This is a genomic window from Bacteroides sp. AM54-2NS, from assembly GCF_003602935.1.
GTDB classification, from domain to species: domain Bacteria; phylum Bacteroidota; class Bacteroidia; order Bacteroidales; family Bacteroidaceae; genus Bacteroides; species Bacteroides xylanisolvens.
Map to the genome: position 1 here is coordinate 98,724 of NZ_QTMZ01000009.1, position 21,349 is coordinate 120,072.

At 43.0% G+C, this 21,349-nt stretch carries 8 protein-coding genes and 4 pseudogenes; 6 read left to right on the top strand and 6 right to left on the bottom strand.

Annotated elements, in window-relative coordinates; genetic code table 11:
• Positions 1 to 15 precede the first annotated feature (15 nt).
• The 4 genes and pseudogenes from DXA05_RS08180 to DXA05_RS08195 form a co-directional block, all read right to left on the bottom strand.
• Positions 16 to 2,172, bottom strand: coding sequence for a GH92 family glycosyl hydrolase (locus DXA05_RS08180; RefSeq protein WP_120067180.1), 2,157 nt, complete (start codon positions 2,170 to 2,172; stop codon positions 16 to 18).
• A 30-nt stretch (positions 2,173 to 2,202) separates the two neighbouring features.
• Positions 2,203 to 4,475 (bottom strand): annotated as a pseudogene (locus DXA05_RS08185) (GH92 family glycosyl hydrolase).
• A gap of 55 nt (positions 4,476 to 4,530) precedes the next feature.
• A pseudogene (locus DXA05_RS08190) lies at positions 4,531 to 4,755 on the bottom strand (9-O-acetylesterase); the annotation flags it as partial.
• Complete coding sequence (locus tag DXA05_RS08195; protein ID WP_004301486.1) at positions 4,752 to 6,056, bottom strand: DUF5005 domain-containing protein; 1,305 nt, start codon at positions 6,054 to 6,056, stop codon at positions 4,752 to 4,754. The gene DXA05_RS08195 and the pseudogene DXA05_RS08190, both read right to left, overlap by 4 nt.
• Positions 6,057 to 6,413: 357 nt before the next feature.
• Between DXA05_RS08195 and DXA05_RS28325 the strand changes: the two are divergent.
• The 6 genes and pseudogenes from DXA05_RS28325 (at position 6,414) to DXA05_RS08225 (ending at position 17,566) form a co-directional block, all read left to right on the top strand.
• Positions 6,414 to 8,257, top strand: a pseudogene (locus DXA05_RS28325) (RagB/SusD family nutrient uptake outer membrane protein).
• Positions 8,258 to 8,272: 15 nt separating this feature from the next.
• Positions 8,273 to 8,728 carry a DUF5004 domain-containing protein gene (locus DXA05_RS08205; protein ID WP_004301484.1) on the top strand — a complete coding sequence of 152 codons (456 nt, stop codon included), beginning with the start codon at positions 8,273 to 8,275 and terminating at the stop codon, positions 8,726 to 8,728.
• Positions 8,677 to 9,810, top strand: coding sequence for a DUF4961 domain-containing protein (locus DXA05_RS08210; protein ID WP_284515474.1), 1,134 nt, complete (start codon positions 8,677 to 8,679; stop codon positions 9,808 to 9,810). Before DXA05_RS08205 ends, DXA05_RS08210 begins: the two co-directional genes overlap by 52 nt.
• A 33-nt stretch (positions 9,811 to 9,843) precedes the next feature.
• Complete coding sequence (locus DXA05_RS08215) at positions 9,844 to 12,675, top strand: SusC/RagA family TonB-linked outer membrane protein (protein WP_128859027.1); 2,832 nt, start codon at positions 9,844 to 9,846, stop codon at positions 12,673 to 12,675.
• Between the two features lie 14 nt (positions 12,676 to 12,689).
• Positions 12,690 to 14,465 carry a RagB/SusD family nutrient uptake outer membrane protein gene (locus DXA05_RS08220; RefSeq protein ID WP_128859028.1) on the top strand — a complete coding sequence of 592 codons (1,776 nt, stop codon included), beginning with the start codon at positions 12,690 to 12,692 and terminating at the stop codon, positions 14,463 to 14,465.
• Between the two features lie 6 nt (positions 14,466 to 14,471).
• A pseudogene (locus DXA05_RS08225) lies at positions 14,472 to 17,566 on the top strand (TonB-dependent receptor).
• A gap of 252 nt (positions 17,567 to 17,818) precedes the next feature.
• Here the strand turns inward: DXA05_RS08225 and DXA05_RS08230 are convergent.
• The gene (locus DXA05_RS08230) at positions 17,819 to 18,616 is read right to left on the bottom strand and encodes a KilA-N domain-containing protein (RefSeq protein ID WP_074908808.1); all 798 of its coding nucleotides are present in this window, start codon (positions 18,614 to 18,616) and stop codon (positions 17,819 to 17,821) included.
• Positions 18,617 to 19,000: 384 nt separating this feature from the next.
• Positions 19,001 to 21,145, bottom strand: coding sequence for a TIM-barrel domain-containing protein (locus DXA05_RS08235; protein ID WP_128859029.1), 2,145 nt, complete (start codon positions 21,143 to 21,145; stop codon positions 19,001 to 19,003).
• Positions 21,146 to 21,349 lie beyond the last annotated feature (204 nt).

Genomic DNA, 21,349 nt, shown 5'->3' on the forward strand with positions numbered 1-21,349 from the left:
CCTCGTTGATTTGCTTTAAGGAAAAGAGGGAGGCGTCACTTTAGTTCCCCACTTCACGTCAGGCTTGGACGAGGTAGTGTATTCTATCGTAGCCCCATTATTCAGTTGATCCCAATCGATCCATGTACTGTCATACGGTTTACCGTTCAGTTTCATGGACTTGATATAAATATTCTTTTCCGAACCGCCTTTTATCACCATATCCCCTTTCTTCAAATGAACTTTCACGGATGAGAATATCGGAGTGTTCACCGTAAAGCCTCCCACTCCCGGTATTTCGGGATAAAGACCGATACAAGCGAACACATACCAGGCGCCCATCGTCCCTAAATCATCATTGCCCGGCAGACCATCAATTTTACTTGAATATTGTTCATTCAATACACGGTTAATAATCTCCTGTGCTTTATAGGGAGTTCCTACCCAGTTGTATATCCAGGGAATGTGGAAGCTCGGTTCATTGCCGGAAGCGAACCAGGCATCATTATAACCGGCATCCAGGCGGGTAAAGAATTCATCCAGACGTTTTTCTGCCGCTGCTTTGCCTCCAATGATTTCTATCAGACCGGCAATGTCGTATGGTACCATCCAGAAATAATTCTTATAGGTCGATTCACGGAAATCTTCAGTCAGTGGTTTCCACGAACCATCCGGATTACGTGATTGCAACCATCCGGTTTCCGGGTTATACAGATTCTTCCATGAACGTGCAAAATGGAAATAACGCCAACTTGCAAACTCATCTCCTACGGCATGTAAGGCAAATTGTGCGATTGCAAAATCAGCGGAAGTATATTCTAGTTGTATAGAAGCGTTGTAATATCCTTTATCCAAATACTGTTTCAGTCCCGGACGAGCCTCAACCTCCTGTGACATTGCTCCCGGTTCTTCCGCTCCTTTTCTCATGGTTTTGAAAATCGGTTTCGGGTCATAATTGCGGGCACCAAAAGCGTAAGCATTGGATATTAGGATAGGAGTCGGATCTCCTTGCATCACGCCGGTCTCTATATTAGCCATCACCCAACGCGGGAAAGCACCACCAGCTTCTTCGGCAAACAATTGGTGAGAAATAACAATATCAGAGGCTACTTCAGGATCAAGGATTGACAATAGTTGAATCTGTGTACGATAGGTATCCCAGTTGCTAAAAGAAGTATAGTGCTTGGAACGGGATTTATGCACTCTGAAGTCAGCTCCCATGTATTCTCCGTTCACATCGCTGCATACATTCGGGTGAATGAATGAACGATACAGATGAGTATAAAATTGAGTGGTACGATCCGGATTGGTTCCTTCTACTTCAATCTTACCCAAATAATGATTCCATTTGGATTCTGCCTGATTCTGAATCTGCAGGAAATCCCATCCGGTATTCTCCGCTTTCAGATTCTCGCGTGCATTTTCTACTGATACATAAGAAACCCCAATCTTATATTGGATATTTTTCTTCTTATTTACATCAAAAGTAAAATAGACTCCGGAGTATTCTCCTTCAGCAAAAGTCGTGTTCGGCTTCAGTTCATCTCTTTTCCATGTTCCCGATTCCAACGCATCCGTATCAAACTCTGCTACAAAATAGACTTTATACGGTGTACGGAGTCCACAGAAATTACCGCCTTCTGCATATCCTTCACACTTATTCGGTGCAGTAATAACGATGGCGGCCTGCTCTATCGGAGTTGCGGAAATGCCTCCACCGATAATTACCGTACCATATTGCTGATCGGCCGGATATTCATAACTCGCCATACCGGTCCTTTCGGTTACTGTCAGTTTTGCATGAATATCTTCCTGCACCTTTGCTTCATAATAACCGGCGTGTCCTTTTTCTTCAGAAATATTGATGCGGTAGTTGAGGATATTGTCCGGAGACATCTTCAGTTTACCTTTTACCGGAAAAGTGGGAAAGTTGCCCATGTGCTCGCAACCGCCACCACTCAACTGATTGATGACGAATCCGGAACGTTTGGAAAAATAAGAGGGGGTGAACTGCACCATTCCGTATGGATAGGTGGCTCCGGGATAAAGATATCCCGAAGTCAAACCCACGCCCTTCGTTCCTATCAGGGTATTTACCTGACGGGCATAATTACTCCCGACGTTCTGCGCCGAGAGACTCCCCCACCCTCCAATCAAAACCAATAATAAACCTGTTAAAATTTTATTTTTCATACTGTATTCTTCTTATATCTTTTTAGTTTCTTATTCTTTCGACAATGAGAAAGGAGCAGCATACTTCGACGTACATCGTTCTTTATTCGGTTGACTTCCCATTTCAAAACGGATAATTCCTCCGTCTGCTATATCGTCGTATCTGATAAAATTCTTATCCAACACACGTCCATTTAAGGTAGCAGACTGGATATAGAGATTCTCTTTACTATTGTTGTTCGCTTCAATCACGAATTTATTGCCGTTTTCCATCGTTATAGTAGCTTTCTTAAATAACGGGCTACCAATTACATACTCATCCGTACCCGGACAAACGGCATAAATGCCTAATGAGCTCAAGATATACCATGATGACATACCACCCTGGTCTTCGTCTCCCGGATATCCTCTTTCTGTGGAATTATACAATCTTTCAACGATCTGGCGTACCCAATACTGTGTTTTCCATGGCTGGCCGGCATAGCTATACAAATAAGGCATGTGCTGAATCGGCTGATTGCCGTGTGCATATTGTCCCATACCCGCCAATTCCATTTCTTTCATTTCATGGATCACTCCTCCGTAAGTTCCCGGTTTAATAGTGCAGGGAAGGGTGAATACCGAATCCATTTTGGTCGTAAATCTTTGGTCGCTTCCGAACAAGTCTATTAATCCTTCTACATCATGGAATACGGACCAGGTATAATGCCAGGCATTACCTTCGCAGAAAGGTCCACCCCACTCCAATGGGTCAAACGGTTCCTGCCATTTACCATCAACGCCTTTTCCACGCATAAAACCGATAGACGGATCGAATACGTTTTTATAATTATACATCTGACGGGCAAAGACTTCCTGATAGTGTTTGTTTCCGGTCATTTTAGCCAGTTGGTAGCCACAGAAATCATCGTATGCATATTCCATTGTCTGTGCACTCGATCCCATTGATTCCGGATAAGGAACATATCCCAGTTCAAAATATTCTTTCCAGAAACCACGTCCGTTGGCACCTCCCCAAGGACCTTTATTCATGGCTTCGTGTGCGTAGGCTTTCAGAGCTTTCTCCGGATCAAAAGTCCGAATCCCTTTTGCCCACGCATCTGCCAATAATGAAATGGAGTGATTACCCAACATTCCTCCTGTTTCTCCGGGTGCTGACCAGGAAGGTAACCATCCGCATTGTTCTTGTGCGGCAAGCAAGGCATTCATGTAACGTCCCTGCATAGTAGGATGAAGAATATTAGTTAATGGAAATTGAGAACGGAAAGTGTCCCAGAAACCATTATCTGTATACATATATCCGTCATATACTTTACCGTCATAAGGACTATAATAATAAGGTTCTCCATTTGCTTTACGTTCATAGAATTTGCGTGAGAAGAGATTGGCACGGAACAGGCAGGAGTAGAAAGTTTTCATTTGTTCGTCTGTTCCACCTTCTACCTGGATTCTGTTCAATAATTCATTCCACGTTTTATGTCCACGTATTTTGGTGGCTTCCAAATTCTTATCTTTACCCAGTTCGTCGTTCAGTGTAATCACAGCCTGCTCTGCGCTGATATAGGAAGAGGCAGCCTTTGCCTGTACTTTCGATCCTTTCTTAAATTTGATATAAGCACCATAGCCTTTGCCTTCTCCTTCCAACTTTTTAGGATAAATCTCATCTTTCTGATTTTCCCACATACCGTAATCCTCAAATGCTTTGTCGAACTGCACTACAAAGTAACTACGGAATGTCTTAGAGTTATTTACAAAACGTTGGTTATTCACCCAACCGGAGATTTGTCTCTTTGCCGGATCAATCTTGATTTCACTCATATCTGTATATCCGTCAATTACCAGATAGGCGTCTTCGGTAGAGGGATAAGAAAAGCGTAAATGTACACCACGAGTAGTTGGAGCCATCTCGGTTGTAATTCCATTATCCAGCATCACTTTATAATAATGCGGCTTGGCTATTTCATTATCATGGCTGAACTTCGTTGCCGCATCTCCTGATTTACAACTAATTTCCCCACCATCGGCATAAAGGAATACACTGCATAATCACTCATCCACGGACTGCATTGGTGAGACTGGCAGAATCCTCTGATATTATCTACTGCATATTGATATTTCCAGCCTTCTCCATTTTTCCCTGTCTGGGCAGACCACGTATGCATGGCATAAGGCATACCTGTAGTAGGATATGTATTTCCATAACTTAATCCGAAATGAGAGTCGGTACCTTGCAGTGTATTGACATATTGCACAAGGTCTTTCATTTGGGCATATATACCTGTTGAGAAAAAAGAGAAGATCACTAAATAAATGAGCTTGTTCATGGTTATTTTTTTATGTGTTACATCTATTTCACTTGACAAATCAAAACAACTATATCTATTTATTACCATAAGTAATACCCTGCCAGTCATCTGTACGGAAAGGGGACGCCGGAAGGTTAACTCCATTGTATAAATTACAAATTGGATTATCTGCCCAAGCATAACGCACTGCTATTGGGAAAGCAACTTCAGGAGATGAGACGATGATGGAATTACCATCAATCACAGCATCAGCCCAGTGAAACTTATGATCAACACCAGAGATAGTAAATCCTTTTACTCAAGTGGAGCATCGTTATCGTACAATGATTCCCAATTAAATACACGGTAGAAATAAGGACGATAGAAGTCAGCACTACCCGGTGCATTGAAATTATCCCAAAAGTTGGAACAGTCTGTATTGGTAGAGATCACCAATTCACCGGTACGTGATAAAGCCGGATGAATATTTACCATATAAACATGTTGATAACGTTGTTCGCCAATCTTATCAAGAAATTCGGGCAATGTAAAGAGAGTCTTTTGGTCGACAAACGGCCCATAAGGGTGCTTACTACGGAACATCAGCACGTCTCTCCCGAACCACATGGATTGTCCGATCATGTAGTAGGTATCACCTTTTTTAAATACCCAAGGCATAGAACATGCACTTTCCAAAGGGATAATTGTAGAATTTTCAGCATCTTGGGTTGAGGGGTACTGCGTTGTCCACGAGAAATGTCCTTGCGGGTCGGCCACATAATATTCCCACTGGCTGCCAAGGTCACGTGTAGCGGTACGTGCTACAGCCACCTTATAATTGGAAGTTGTGTAAAGATAGATATGTCCGTCCTCGTCTTCCCACATAGTGTCGCCATAACCTAAAGTGTGGTCGTTAAAATTATCATTACGACTGATAAGTTTCATATAAGTAGCATCACCCGGTTTTCCTTCCAAGCTATAAGTAGCCAAGCAAGTACCAAAGCGGCGCATCAAGTTGTTCGGATCGGTATTATCAACGGCTCCCCACAACATTTGCATCTGATTGTTATATATCGTAGCATCTCCTGCCCAATAAAGATAATCCTGATCGATTTCTCCAGCTTGTATTTTTTCATCCGATAGTGTAGCTTTCGGATGACGAATGTGAGTACGTACCTGATAGTATCTATCCGCATTAGGATCGTTGGTTTGTACGTAATCAGCTAACCAAACAAGATTTTCATCCTTCTCACCAGGTGTTTGCACCATAATACTGTTACGCGGGAAACTACAATTACCTCGTGAACGATTTTCATTGATTACGCCATAGAAGCTATCATTGAACGACCAAAATATATTCCCGTCAGGCAAACCAGTGGTGAACACACCGTCTCCTCCATTCCAGCCCAACGACCGAGTGAAAAGGGCATTGTATTTCAAGTCTTTGTAGACGAACACTTTCCAATATTGTCCTGATCGATTTGGCATTAGTTCGAGATTCCATTCGGAATCAATTTGAGGCATCTTCACTTCTGAATTGCCGTAATAAGGTTCTTGCTGGTCACCACATGCTCCTCCAGCGAGGAGTGCGATACTTAGGATAAGATGAATTGGTTTCATGTTTAATAAGATATTTAAGATTATTTAATTTGTTTCTGCACCTGTAAAGCCGATAATACAAGCTATAAAGGTTGACAAAAAGATGCGTCTCATAATGTTATACTATTAGAGTTTAGGATAAAGACGATTCAGGAATGAAAAACCACTAATTCGGATAATTCTTTCTTTAGATGTATTTGATTTACTATCATTGCTCGAATAATACAATGACCTTTTCACTGAATAATAATACGTGAAAAAAAAGTATTGTGTTTAGTGGTGTATATCTTGTCAATCGTCTTAATACAAATTCAAGTCGTGAATTAGTCTCGGCTTATTGGCTTTAAATTGTTTAATTTTAATTTTATAAGTTTTACTATGAAATTGTACATGAAATCATTAACGCTACTCCTATTTTTAGGAACAGTTGCGTCCTGTAATGACAGTTTCCTCGATCAAACCCAAACTTCGGATTTAAATCGTGAGACCGTTTTTGCAGATAGTACGTATACCGCCAACTTCCTGACCGGAATTTATACCGACATCGGGTTTGATATCAACTACAACCGATGGACATACCTTTTGGCTAATGGTGGTGGGCTGCAAAGCGCTTGTGACGAAGCTGAATTTTATCCTTCGTCAACCATCTGGACAAATATGATGTTTGCTACCGGTACGGTTAATCCGGTTACGGTGAGTGATGATGCATGGTCGAAATGCTACACTAACATTCGCCGGTGTAACGTATTCCTTGCCAACATCGACCGATCACCGATGGTACAGAGCCGGAAAGCTCAATACATATCCGAAGCACTTTTCTTGCGTGCCTGGTACTACTTCATTCTGATGAAACACTACGGTGGTGTACCTATTATCGGTAATAACGTGTATGATGCTACTTCAACAATGAAAACCTCGCGCAACACATGGGCGGAATGTGTAGAGTATGTATCCCATCAATGTGACTCTATCGTCCAACTCAATGTACTTCCCGTGCGACGAACAGGTCAAGAAAACGGTCGCGCCTCATCGGCAGCGGCATTGGGTCTTAAAGCCCGTGTCTGCCTCTATGCAGCTAGTCCATTATTTAATGGAAGTGATTTCGCTCCTACTGATACCAAAGAATTAGTAGGCTACCCCTCTTATGATAAAGAACGTTGGAAAACGGCAATGGATGCTGCCCGCGCAGTAATCAACCTAGGAACCTATAATCTCTTTATTAGAAGTAAAGATTTGAACGGCAAAGCGAACCAGGTTTCGGATTCTACGTCATATTCCAAGCCGGTGATACACGAAATGCCAATTTGACCGATGATGATGGTAAAAACAATAACGGAGCCTTTGCCGGCAATATCCTCGACCGTAAGTATCAACGTGAGTCCGGACATGAAGCTGCTTACTATCCACCTAGTGGCAGTCACTCCGGAACACGCCACGGCGGGTACATATACAAAGAATTGGCAGATGCCTTCCCTATGATTGACGGTAAACCCATTGACAACAGCCAATACACATTCGATCCTCTGAATCCCGCTCAAAATCGTGATCCACGTTTCAACAACACCGTGATTTATGATGGTGCTTTGGTCCCTGCCGACGATACTTACAGTGCTACCACAGTTGTTAACACATGGATTGGCGTAGGGCAGACAAGCGATGCCATATACCAAGGCACTGCCACCGGTTTCTATGTACGCAAGGGATGTGATCGCTTATGTAAAGGTAGTACATGGAACCCAAGCCGTCACAACGATCCACTGATACGTTACGCCGACATTTTACTGATGTATGCTGAAGCAGCCAATGAATATCATGGTCCCGATTTCGAAGAAACGCTAGGCGGACAACAACTTGGTTGCTATCCTATATTAAAACTCATTCGCAAGCGTGCCGGCATCGAGCCCGGTGCAGATGGTATGTATGGACTTGAAAAGAATATGACACAAAAACAGATGCGCCAAGCCATTCAGGAAGAACGCCGCCTTGAATTTGCTTTTGAAGGACATCGTTTCTTTGATGTACGCCGCTGGATGATTGCTCCACAAACCGAAAGCAAAACCATGCATGGCATTGAAATCACTCGCGCCACTGACGGAACAAAGACTTGGAAAGAATTTGATGTACGCACGCATGTATGGCGTCCGGCTATGTACTTCTTCCCAATTCCTTACAATGAAACGGTGAAGTCGAAAGATTTGCTACAGAATCCCTACTATAATTAATAAAATATCCAAAATATGAAACATAGCATACATTTGGCGGCAATAGCCTTGCTGACTACTCTGCTTGTGACATCGTGTGATACGTTCTCTGCTCCTGCTGATCCTGACAAAAACACGGAGCAGGTCAAAGACATATCAGGCACGTGGCAACTCACCACAGTGAGCCGCAACAGTAATGATATTACCGAAACCATGGACTTCAGCCAGTTCCAAATTGACCTGAAGAAAGATGGTAAGTACACAATTGAAAACTATCTGCCTTTTGTGGTACGCCACAATGGCACGTGGAAAGTTGACGATATCTATTATCCTTTTCGCCTCTATTTCACAGAGGATGGAGCCACGGAGCAGGCCAGTACCGATATCCTATTCCCCATTACCAATGGCGAACGTAACATCGTGATTACTCATAGCCCCGGGTGTGGTTCGAATACCTACACCTATGTATTCAAGAAAATATCAGAAAACTAAAAATCATAACGCTTTATGAAAAAGAAATTAATCAGCTTGCTTCAACGCAAACGGCACATCGTAGCGTTATCAACTATACTTATGACTTTCATCGTTATGAGTTGCCTCTTTATCGATTCTGTCGATATAACCCAAATGATAGATGGAAAAGCCGTAAACTATGCAAAGGCGGAACGACTGCTACTTTCAAAATGCATGGACACATTAAGGTTCAAGGAGACCCACGCAATGACAAACGACTTGTTTTCGGTTTTTTGGCTCCTAAGAGTTGGAATCTGGCACAAAATGCCAGAGTTTCGTACACAGAAGATACATTTGATCCGAATATAGGTGAGCAAAACATGACGCTTATCCCATTGACCGAACAACCTAGCAACAAACCAGGATTGTCATGGTCGGCTGCTCTCATGCAAGAATACGGTGTCGGTACCAATATTCTGGAAGATATGGAATGGGCAGCCTATTGGACAAGACCCTATAACGGTGTCGCAGATGAGATTCATTTTACAATCTATGTCCGTGTACCGGTAGGAAACAAAAATCTGCGTTTCAAACCATCATTCTTTATTAACAGTACTGACGATAACTTCAGTACAAGTGCAGATGCAAAGAAATGTGAGGAAGCCGGATGTTTTGAGGTAGTAGAAGGTGAAGGACTTGTTACTGACTTCTGTAGCGAACACTTCAACAAAACCACTCCATTAACAGCATTGCAAAACGACTTTATAACCTTTAGCTTCATTGGAGGCATGGACGACGAAAATGCACTTGTCAAGGCCGATAAGATCTATTTTGAAGGAACGGCGGTAGCTAGCGACGGACACCGTTATACTGTAAATGAGAAGAGTGACAAGACCCTGATGAAACGAGAGAATCAGTATACCAAAACATACAATATCACATTCTGGCCGGAAGGGTTCTTCAATGTACCTGAAGGAACAGAGCTTGTAAGTATTGAATATGCCTTCACTAATGCCGATGGATCTATCTCCGTTACACAGTCTGATGATGACTTCGTAATGTTAAATATACCTCTTCCTCCGCAGAAGGAACCATTCATATATACGTTCTATTGCGAGTGATAACCTTATATTCTACTGATAATGAAACAGAATATGTATAAAATGATAACGACGGGACTACTATGTATAGCTGCCGTCGCACTAAAGGCACAAGATGCACCGATAGACAGTGTGGATCACACTAAAAGTAATACCCTAGGAGCATCTTCGACGGTTTATACCAACGACTTGATAAAATATCAGTCAGCCACCATCCTTACCGGATTGCAAGGACGATTGAAAGGTCTTAATGTATCACCTTTCCGTGGCATGCAACTGTTACGGACTGATGCCAATACTAAATCCGATATAGTGGGAGCTATTCCTAATGTAGGTGGAGGTATCTACGGAGATAATTCGGAGTTTCTCATTTCAGCACGCGGACAATCGCCTGTAGCCATTGTCGATGGTGTAGAACGTGACCTTTATTCCATAGATCCCGAAGCCATTGAATCGGTTACCATTCAAAAAGATGCCCTTTCCAATATGTTTTTAGGAATGCGCAGTTCACGTGGTGCATTGATTATTACTACCAAAAATCCTGATACAAAAGGTGGTTTCCATCTCTCACTCACCGGAAAGTTTGGTATATCCAGTGCATTGAAATCCGGCCCAAATCCACTTTCGGCTTATCAATATGCTTATTTGCTCAACGAAGCATTGCTCAATGATGGCAAATCACCACTCTATACGTATGATGATTTCGAAGCCTATCGTAATGGAACTTCCCCTTATCTGCATCCCGACGTAAATTGGAAAGATGCTATTATGAACAATTCTACTACGTCGCAAGCCTATAATCTGAATGTAACAGGTGGCGGACGAGTGGCTCAATACTTTGTAAGTTTGGGATATTACAGCGAAAACGGATTGTTCAAGACGAGCGATGCTAATAGCTACAACACCAATTTCAAGTACAACCGGTATCTCATCACATCGAAGGTAAACATCAACGTGACAGATGAATTTAAGGTAAGCATGTCTTTAATGGGACGTATAGAAGAAGGAAACCAACCTGGAGGTATTTCGGGGACAGGATACAGCGACCTTTTGAGCAACGTATGGCAGACTCCCAACAATGCTTATCCCGTCTTAAATCCCAACGGTACGTATGGTGGTAACGCTTCGTATACCCAAAACCTCTATGCACAGACCACTGGTTCGGGATATATCTCAAGCAATACCCGCGACGTCGTAGGAACCATTAATTTGAAATATGACTTCGATAAATTAGTGAGAGGACTTTCCGTTGGTGCAACAGGAAACATCTCATCGCAAGTGCGTACTGCTATCGTTCGTACTAAACAGGCACAAGTATTTCAATACAGCATAACCCAACAAGGCAACGAGGCTTATGACAAGTATGGAGATGTAAGTTCACAAACCAACAGTTACCGTTCAGTATCGACGTACCAATATATGTATGGCAAAATGTATGTAGACTGGGAACGCCAATTCGGTATGCATGGTGTGAAAGCTTCACTTTGGGGCGATACACGTACCATACTTAACAACTACGACCTGCCTATGATTCCATCGAACATCGGACAGAAAGTTGAATACAATTACGATAACAAATACTTCGCGCAAGCAGCCGTAACGGAAAGTTATTACAACCGCTATGACAACGGACGTCGCTGGGGAACATTCTGGGCAGTAGGTCTGGGTTGGGATATCAGCAAAGAGAAGTTTATGGAGGCATCAAAGATAGACCAACTCAAGTTACGTGCCACCTACGGTCATACAGGAAACGGAATCGACAATGCCGGTTACTTCAGCTACTTAAAGAGATACAATGAAGATGGCGGATTCTGGTATAGCAACGGTACATCCATGAGCAACGGAGGTTCAGTGTCGGAAATATCCCCATTGGCTAATACCCTCCTGACATGGGAAAAAGGAAGGAAGGTCAATGTAGGTTTAGATTTAACCTTGTTAAAGAATCGTTTGACTCTCTCGGCCGACTATTACAATGACTACTACTACGACATATTGCAATCACGTGGTAAGAGCATCGAATTGCTGGGTATTGCTTATCCGTCAGAAAATATCGGAAAAACACGTTACTACGGATTGGAAACACAACTTAGCTGGCAAGATCACATCGGTAAGGTGAACTATTATGTATCAGCCAACTGGAGTATGGAACAGAACAAACGGTTGTTCATGGACGAGCAATATGTACCTTACGACTATCTGAAAATGACAGGTCAACCCACCGGTGCCATCTACGGATTGGTAGCTACCGGATTCCTCACAGCTAAAGATATAGCCGATGGTTATCCCGTAATGAACGGCTTCAACAATATTCAAGCCGGTGACGTGAAATACAAAGACATGAACGGTGACGGCGAAATCAACGAATTCGACCGTACTGTGATTGGTGGCGACAAACCGACTTGCTATTTTGGTATTGATTTAGGCTTTGAATGGAAAGGGTTGGAAGTTACAGCACTTATCCAAGGTGCTTACAACCGCGACTTATATAATAGCGACCGCACGTTGCTCGAAGGATTCCAAGTGATCGGACAAAGCTACGGACAAACTTACACCAATTTGCTGAATCGTTGGACACCCGAAACAGCTGAAACAGCTACGTATCCGAGACTGACTGCCGGAGGCAATATGTACAACTACGGAAACAACTGGAACTCTTCACTCTTTGTACAGAACGGCAACTATATTCGTCTCAAGAACGCCACCGTATCGTACAAACTACCCGAAAACTTCTGCCGTAATTACTTAGGCGGACTGCGCGTGAAGATATTTGTACAGGGACAAAATTTACTCACATGGTCACGTACCCGCTTGCAAGACCCTGAAGTTACCTTCACCAGCTATCCGTTACAGCGCACCATTACGACTGGAATCAATCTTAACTTCTAATAAAAATGATGGATATGAAACAAAATAAATATGGCACATGGGCAGTAGGAGCATTTATGCTGTTATTGAGTGCTGCCGCATGTACAGACAGTTATGAGAGTACGCCTGTAGATATGTTTACAGAAGATTATCTCTTCTCGAAGACCGACTCCAACGGAACTGTAGTACGTAAATACCTCAACCGCATCTACTATTACATGCGTAATGGACACAACGGCGTAAATGGTGACTACCTGGATGCCGCTTCCGACGATGCGCTCTCTGTTATTTCGTCCGAGTCCGATGTATACAAACTGGCCATCGGACGTTACAGTGCCTCCAATTTTATTAACTCGGATATGATTTGGAGCGACCCTTATTTGGTGATTCGCCGCGTAAACATTCTGTTGAGTGGCATTGACGTAGTACCTTTCAACACTACTTACACTGATGCACTCGGTAATACACGTAGGCTCAATGATTCTATGAAAGCCGAAGCCCGGTTCCTGCGTGCTTACTTCTATTTTGAATTGGTGAAGCGCTACGGTGGAGTGCCCATTATCGGTGATAAAGTGTACGAATTGAACGAAAACATCGAATTGCCACGTAGCACGTTCGAGCAATGTATCAAGTATATTGTAAGTGAGCTTGACGATATCAAAGATGACCTTCGTTCGCTGCCACTACCTGACGCCGCCGCCAGCGCACACGTAGTAAACACACAGGCTGCCCAGGCACTGAAGATTCGTGTATTGCTCTATGCAGCAAGTCCGTTATTCAACGAAAAGCCCATTGAATCTGGTAATGAGTTGATAGGATATGCCTCTTATGATCGCGAACGTTGGAAAATAGCAGCCGATGCCGCCCGCAACTTTATTAACACGTACGGAACAGGTGACGGAGCTATCATGGGACTTGACGATAATTTCAAAAATGTATTTACCAATTGGTATTCAAACGAACATAAAGAAGTTATCTTCTTCCGTGAAAACGCAATGGATAAGACGGTGGAAACAGCTAACGGTCCATTGGGACTTAGCGGTGCCAAACAAGGAAACGGCCGCACCAATCCCACACAGAATTTAGTCGATGCCTTTTTAATGAAAGACGGTCACTTTATCAATGATAAAGGTAAATATGAATACAATGAACAGCTTCCTTACGCACAACGTGATCCACGTTTGGAATATACCATTATACACAATGGTTCGTCATGGGTGAACTCTACGATGGAAACATGGCAAGGTGGAGCCAATAATCCTCTTGGTTCGTCATACTCGCTCACGAGTTATTACATGCGCAAGTTTATGGGTGATTTCGAAGCAGCCAACGAATATCAAGACACACAACACAACTGGATGATGTTCCGTTACGCCGAAATACTTCTGAACTTTGCCGAAGCCGAAAACGAATATTTGTCTACTCCTTCGCAAGCTGTATATGATGCTATTATCGCCCTGCGTCGACGTGCAGGTATCGAACCTGGTGAAAAGAATTTGTATGGACTAACAACCGATGAGCTGACACACAATTTGACGCAAGCCGAAATGCGCAAAGTGATTCAGAATGAACGCCGCATTGAATTGGCTTTTGAAGAGCATCGCTATTGGGACATTCGTCGTTGGCGACTTGCCGAACAGGTCTATGCACAGCCTATTCAAGGAATGTACATCACTAAATCACAGACTTCCACGACCTACGTTCCGCAAGCTGTGCTCAATGTACAATGGGACAATAAACGTTATTTCTATCCGATTCCTTATTCGGAAGTAATAAAAAATAAGAATATGGTTCAAAACCCTAATTGGTAATATCTTATGAAAAGAGTAATTATAACATTCTTGTGCCTCCTCTGCATTGTACAGGCATACTCCCAATCGTTTACGATAAGCGGTACCATTATTGATGGGGAAAGCAACGAACCGCTTATCGGGGCGGGTATTCTGGTAAAGGGAGCCGGAAGGGGTACCATCACCGATATAGATGGAAAATATTCGCTGGAAGTGAAACGCGGCGAAACATTGGTATTTTCGTTTGTGGGCTATCAAAATCAGGAAGTCGCAATAACGAATCAGCGCACACTGAATATCGCATTGAGGGTTTCCGAAGCCAACAACCTGAACGAAGTTGTTATCACAGGTCGCGGTAGCGCGAAACGTATCACTCTGACCGGTGCCGTGAGCGGTATTCAAGCCAACGAATTGCGTAGAGTTCCTACAAGTAGCTTACAGAATACATTATCGGGCAAACTGCCCGGCTTCTTCAGTCAGCAACGTTCCGGTCAACCGGGAAAAGATGCTTCCGACTTCTTCATCCGTGGTGTCAGTTCCTTGAATGAGGACGGCAACAAGCCGCTTATTATGGTTGATGATGTGGAATACAGTTACGAACAGCTATCACAAATCAATGTCAATGAGATTGAAAGCATATCTATTTTGAAAGATGCATCCACTACTGCTATTTATGGTATCAAGGGTGCTAACGGTGTGTTGGTAGTCAAGACACGTCGCGGTGAAGAAGGAAAACCAGTGATCCATGTGCGTGCAGAAGCCGGCGGTCAGATACCTGTACGTAAACCCAACTTCTTAGACTCATACAACACCGCCCTGTTAGTCAACGAGGCACGTACTAACGATGGTTTGACTAAAATGTTTACACAACATGATTTGGAACTGTTTAAAGACGGTTCGACCCATACGGGCATCCTAATGTAAACTGGTACGACGAAGTGTTCAAAAAATCGGCTATGCAGTCGAACATCAATGTCGACGTATCGGGTGGTACCAAACGTTTGAAATACTTCGTATCCGGGGGTTATTTCTCACAAGGTGGTTTGGTTCGTAACTTTGCTAAAGCGGATGACGATGTGAATACCGGCTATTTCTACCGCCGTTTTGACTACCGTACCAACTTGGACTTTACAGTTACTGATAATCTGACTATGCGTCTGGACTTCAGTTCGCGCTTCATGAACATCAACGAACCGAGTAGTCTGAATGCTACAGGCGAGATTTACAATTTCACCGCCATGCACCCCTATTCGGCACCAGTACTCAATCCGGACGGATCGTATGCTTATCTTTCAGATGTGGACGGTTACGGACCTACACTGAATGCACGTTTGGCTAACGAAGGTTACACACGTACACGCCGTAACGATAACAACATTCTCTACGGTGTGAACTGGAAGATGGATTGGCTCACCAAAGGATTGTCGGCCAATGCACGTATCGCTTACTCTACCATTGATGAAGTCTTCCGCAAGGTAAACCGGGGAAAAGATGCATACCCTACCTACCACTACGATCCTACTACGGATCAGTATAACATCAACCCCAACCGTAAATATGCTTATTCACAGTATGCTCTGACGGCCGGAACCAACCAGGCTGTGAAAAATCTGGATGTTCAGGCCTCCATCAACTATGCACGCGTATTCAATGGAATACACGACGTTAGTGCCACGTTACTGTATAGCCGCCAAAGCCGTACCGTAGAAAAAAATCCAGATGATACAGGAGAAAAGATTCCCGAAAACTTTCAGGGTCTTACCGCTACCGTAGGTTACAAATATAAAGATAAATATCTAGTCGACTTCAATGTTGCATACAACGGTACCGACCGTTTTGCCGAAGGACACCGCTACGGAATATTCCCTGCTATTGGTGTGGGTTGGCGTATCTCCGAAGAATCGTTCTTCAAGGATAACATTTCTTTCATCCAACTATTGAAAATCAGAGCTTCGTATGGTATTGTAGGTTCGGACGTAGCTATGGGTAACCGCTACCTTTACAACCAGATATATACAGCAACTGATAATGCTTATAATTTCGGACAAAGCGATGTCACTTCCACTGCTATTACGGAAGGTGACCTTGGTAATAGCAGTGTGACATGGGAAGAAGCTAAGAAGTTTGATATAGGTCTCGATTTCAATGCATTCGACCGCTTCTCATTTACTTTCGACTGGTTCTACGATAGACGATATAATCAGCTTGTGAAACGCAATGACATACCGCAAATCCTAGGTGTGGGTACTTCACCTATCAATGTAGCACGCACTAGCAATATGGGTTTTGACGGACAAATTGGTTATCAAGACCGTTTCGGTGAGTTCAACTTCAATACCAACTTTGTATTCTCGTATGCTAAGAATAAGGTAGAGTTTAATGCCGAAGCACAACAAAGATACGATTGGTTGTCGGCAACAGGTCGTCCTATCGGTCAACCATTCGGTTACACTTGGATAGGTTATTATACACCTGAAGAAGTGGACTTGATTCATGCAGGAGCCGCAAATGCACCGGCTGTGCCTAATACCGATGTGCCTATCCAAGCCGGCGACTTGAAATACAAAGATTTGAACGGAGACGGTGTTATCAACGACTTCGACAAGGGAGCTATCGGTAAGCCAAACTTACCCAACACCACACTGGGATGGACAATCGGTGGTTCGTGGAAAGGATTGTCAGTGAGCGTACTCTTCCAAGGTTCGTTCAACTACAGTTTCTCGGTAAACGGCACAGGTATCGAACCTTTCAAGAGTCAATTCCAACCTCTACACCAGAAACGCTGGACATTGGAACGCTACCTGAACGGTGAAGCCATCGAATTTCCGCGCTTAACAAGCAATCCGTCAACTGTAAACAGCGCAGCAGCGTATATGTCCGACTTTTGGTTAATTGATGCTTGGTACATCCGCTTGAAAACCATCGACGTCTCCTATCAAGTGCCCACAAAAGTGTTGCCTTCATGGCTTACAAACCTCCGTGTCTATCTCAATGCTTACAACATGTTTACATGGACAAGTTTTGATAAGTATCAACAAGACCCGGAAATCAAGTCCAACTCCGCCGGTGATGCATACATGAACCAGCGCGTGTTTAACTTAGGAGTACAACTTACATTCTAATAAACTGATAAATACTCATAGTAGTATCAATGAAAAAGGGGATGCGTCTTCATAGACGCATCCTTTTTTTTGATAACACATTGTAAATCAAGCATTGTTATTTGGTAGAAACCCGAATCCGTACATGTAGGGGTACATGGCTTGCCGTAAACGAAAACGTCCCACTCCACACACAAGTCGGTGTGCGGGGCGGGACGAAAACTATTATAGTTGCCGTGCTAAAAATCTATCGGTTCATCCTGGTAAAAGCAGCTACTTGAGGTACTTCTTGTTTACATCTTCCAGTATCTGCATCTGCTGGATAGCTATCCGGTTCAATCGGACAAGCCTTTCGTGCTGAGGAAGTCCTTCTCCTATGAATACGGCATTCAGATTCTCCATGTTCGAGAGGCAAATCAATTCGTTCACCGTGGCATAGTCGCGGACGTTTCCTTTCAGGTCGGGATGCGCATCGCGCCATTCGAGGGCAGTGAGGCCGAACATGGCAACGTTCAGCACATCGGCTTCGCTGGCATAGATGCGGGAAGCTTGTTGTGGTGTGACTTCTGCCGGGATAAGGTTTTGTTTGATAGCATCGGTGTGGATGCGGTAATTTATTTTCGACAGTTCTCGCTTGGCACTCCAGCCCAGTTGCGCGAGTTCCTGCTCCTTAAGGCGCTGGAACTCGCGGACTAAATAGATTTTAAATTCAGCACTAATCCACATTCCAAATTCAAATGCGATGTCCTTGTGTGCATAGGTGCCTCCATATCTTCCGGCTTTCGCTTGAATACCGATAGCATGGGTCTTCTCCACGTATTCTTTCACGCTGATTTTGAAACTGTTCAACCCCGACTGATTTCTAATTGTGGCGAATTCGCCATAATTAAATCCTGGGTTATACAACCGCTCCCATATACCGAGGTATTCCAGTGTATTCCTGTTTCTCAGCCAGTCTGATATGAAGAAATCGCCATCTTTGGCTTTTAGCATGTCAGTAATGCAGATATAATCTTCGTTATTAATAGACACTACATTGATGTCTGTAGTCAATACTGTTATTTTGGCCATCTTGTCTTCTCCGGTTAAACGATGGGCAAAGGTACACTTTTCCCTTCAATCCCTAACACATTATTTATGAATAGTTTTCGTTTACAACAAGTCAAAGAACGCGTCAGGTGAATAAAACAGAGCCTCTGTTTAAGTGAAACGAAGCCTGCATTTCACTTAAACAGAGGCTCTATTGAACGAATATAGAGGCTCTAAAAAAGAGACTGAACTCATCTCTCTTTTTTGCTTTCGGTTCGCTTTCAGTCAACAACCTTTTTTACTGATGTTTTTGACTGGAAGCTATTTTTAGTAATCACATTTGGATTATAAGGATGAAGTTTAGTTCTAAACAGTACAAAAAGAAGATGGTTAAATAAACGAACTCCTCATTTATTGTATTCTCCTTTACAATTTCACTGTAATGCCTTTAGCTATATCACCAGAAGATTTATAAGTATGACCAGCATGCAATACTTCTACCTTTATCATTCCAAAATCAATTTGGTCTTCCCCTTTATCGTCTGTCACTTTTACAACAAGATGATGCCCGTCTACTAACTCTGCTTTAAAAGTTAGCTGTTTATAATCTCCTTTCTGAAATCCCCATCCATCTCCTTTGTCCCAATACAGAGAGCCTTCCGCTTTGCCATCCTCATCCGGGCAAACAACTAAAGTCAATGGGTCGAATGAATTTTCATTCACATTCTGAATTATTTTGCCTACTGGAATAATAGAGCCACCTCTCACTTTTAATTTAGCCTGATATTTACCTTTTGTATCTCCTTTAACCAAAGATAAATTTTCCCAAATCCCTTTGGGTAGAGAAGGATTCTTTGCAAATGCAGGAATTATCAACAGGTCTGTCCCCAACATGAAAGCTTGCTCTTCAGCACGCAAACTTTCATCTTTCGGATCGGCAAAGAAAACCGGAGCCATCACAGGCTGTCCATCTTTATGAGCCACATGAAAAGCTGTGTAGAGATAAGGCAGCAAACGGTAACGACGTTCTAATGCCATGCGTGATTCCTTTTCTATATCTTTAGTAAATGCCCAGGGTTCCTTGTTATTTGTATCACAGGAAGCATGTCCTCTGGAAAAAGGGAAAAATGCACCGAAGCCTAACCAGTTTCCCCACAAATCGGGAGTCGTATTCCCAGCAAATCCACCTATATCCGGACCATTGAAAGGTTGACCGGACAACCCCAATGTAATAGACATCGGTATAGAAAGTTTCATGTGTTCATAAGTAGCTTCGTTATCGCCCGTCCACATGGCTGCATAACGCTGTCCGCCAATAATATTGGAGCGGGAAAGAAGAAATGGACGTTTGCCTGGATTAGCAGCCATCATGCCATTATAAGAAGCTTCGACCATCAGACGACCATAAGCGTTATGATACATTAAATGGCTACCAATAGGTAAGTTGCCTCCTCCTAAATGAATATTGTTCTCCGGCATCGTTCCCCCAGGACCATCAAATACAGACGGTTCATTCATATCATTCCAAATGCCATCTATTCCATTAGCCATAAAGTCTTTATAAAGTCCGGACCACCAAGTGCGCGTCTCCGGACGGGTAAAGTCAGGAAATGCGCAAGCACCCGGCCATACTTTCCCGTGAAACTCATTACGATAGATATCACAAACAAAAGCATTTTGCTCTTTTCCGGTTTTATACACAAAATAGTTATCATCCACTTTTACGCCCGGATCTATCATATACACAGAATGGAATCCATTATCATGCAGATACTTATTCATGCGCTTCGGATCGGGAAAATCCCTGTTATTGATCGTGAATACACGGAATTCATCCATATAGTTGATATCAAACCATATTACATCGCACGGTATCTTCTTTTCACGAAAAGTATTGGCAACTTCTTTCACTCTAGCTTCCGGCACGTAAGAAAAACGAGACTGATGATAACCGATTGCCCATCTGGGAGGCATACTTATAGTACCGGTCAATTCGGCAAGTCCTTTTAATACAGCTTGCGGAGATTCACGATCTATGATATAAGTACGAAAAGGTGCTCCTTCAGTATTAAATTCAATTTTATCTGAATTAGTAATCAATTCAGCCTTCCAAAAACTATCAAACAATACGCCAAATGCTGTCCCGTCCGGACGAACACCCAATACCCACGGATGCGTTTGATACAGACGTGAGCCACCATCAACCCGATACATACCATTATCCGTATTCCACATTTTAATCTTTTGCCCATTACGCAGCAACGGACCGGTCACTTCACCACCTCCATACAGACTTGTTCCGGCTGGAACATCCAATAAGGCATTTGCCTTGCCATCAGTCATCGTAAATTGAGGAACTAATTTCCAGTTTTCCGGTACTTCACCTTTCTTTTCCGGTTCATGGGAGAGAATTAATGAAGGCGTACAGGAAACATCATACCCTACGGGGATAAATTCTACAATTCCATTTCCTACCAGTGTTACTTTTTCTGTTTTTATATTACCTGCCCAAGCTACCTGAGCCGTAAAGAAGAAAACAGCCATTTGCAATAACGATATTCTTTTTCTCATTTAAATATTATTTTAGTTATTAGTTCCGCCAACGGATTTTAGTCTGGCAATTTCATAATCAAAAGCTTAGAAAACAGTCCTCATGATATCATGTTTTCATTTTAGTCAAACAGGATTTCCAGCAACTCCTCCGGTCACTCATAAAAGAAAAATAAACAGACCGGAGGAATATTGTGGAATTTCAAACACCAATCCTAACTTTTT

Bases quoted from the DNA above. Each gene is read 5' to 3' on its own strand.
- DXA05_RS08180 (WP_120067180.1), bottom strand. From the start codon at position 2,172: ATGAAAAATAAAATTTTAACAGGTTTATTATTGGTTTTGATTGGAGGG.
- DXA05_RS08195 (WP_004301486.1), bottom strand. From the start codon at position 6,056: ATGAAACCAATTCATCTTATCCTAAGTATCGCACTCCTCGCTGGAGGA.
- DXA05_RS08205 (WP_004301484.1), top strand. From the start codon at position 8,273: ATGAAACATAGCATACATTTGGCGGCAATAGCCTTGCTGACTACTCTG.
- DXA05_RS08215 (WP_128859027.1), top strand. From the start codon at position 9,844: ATGTATAAAATGATAACGACGGGACTACTATGTATAGCTGCCGTCGCA.
- DXA05_RS08220 (WP_128859028.1), top strand. From the start codon at position 12,690: ATGAAACAAAATAAATATGGCACATGGGCAGTAGGAGCATTTATGCTG.
- DXA05_RS08230 (WP_074908808.1), bottom strand. From the start codon at position 18,616: ATGGCCAAAATAACAGTATTGACTACAGACATCAATGTAGTGTCTATT.
- DXA05_RS08235 (WP_128859029.1), bottom strand. From the start codon at position 21,145: ATGAGAAAAAGAATATCGTTATTGCAAATGGCTGTTTTCTTCTTTACG.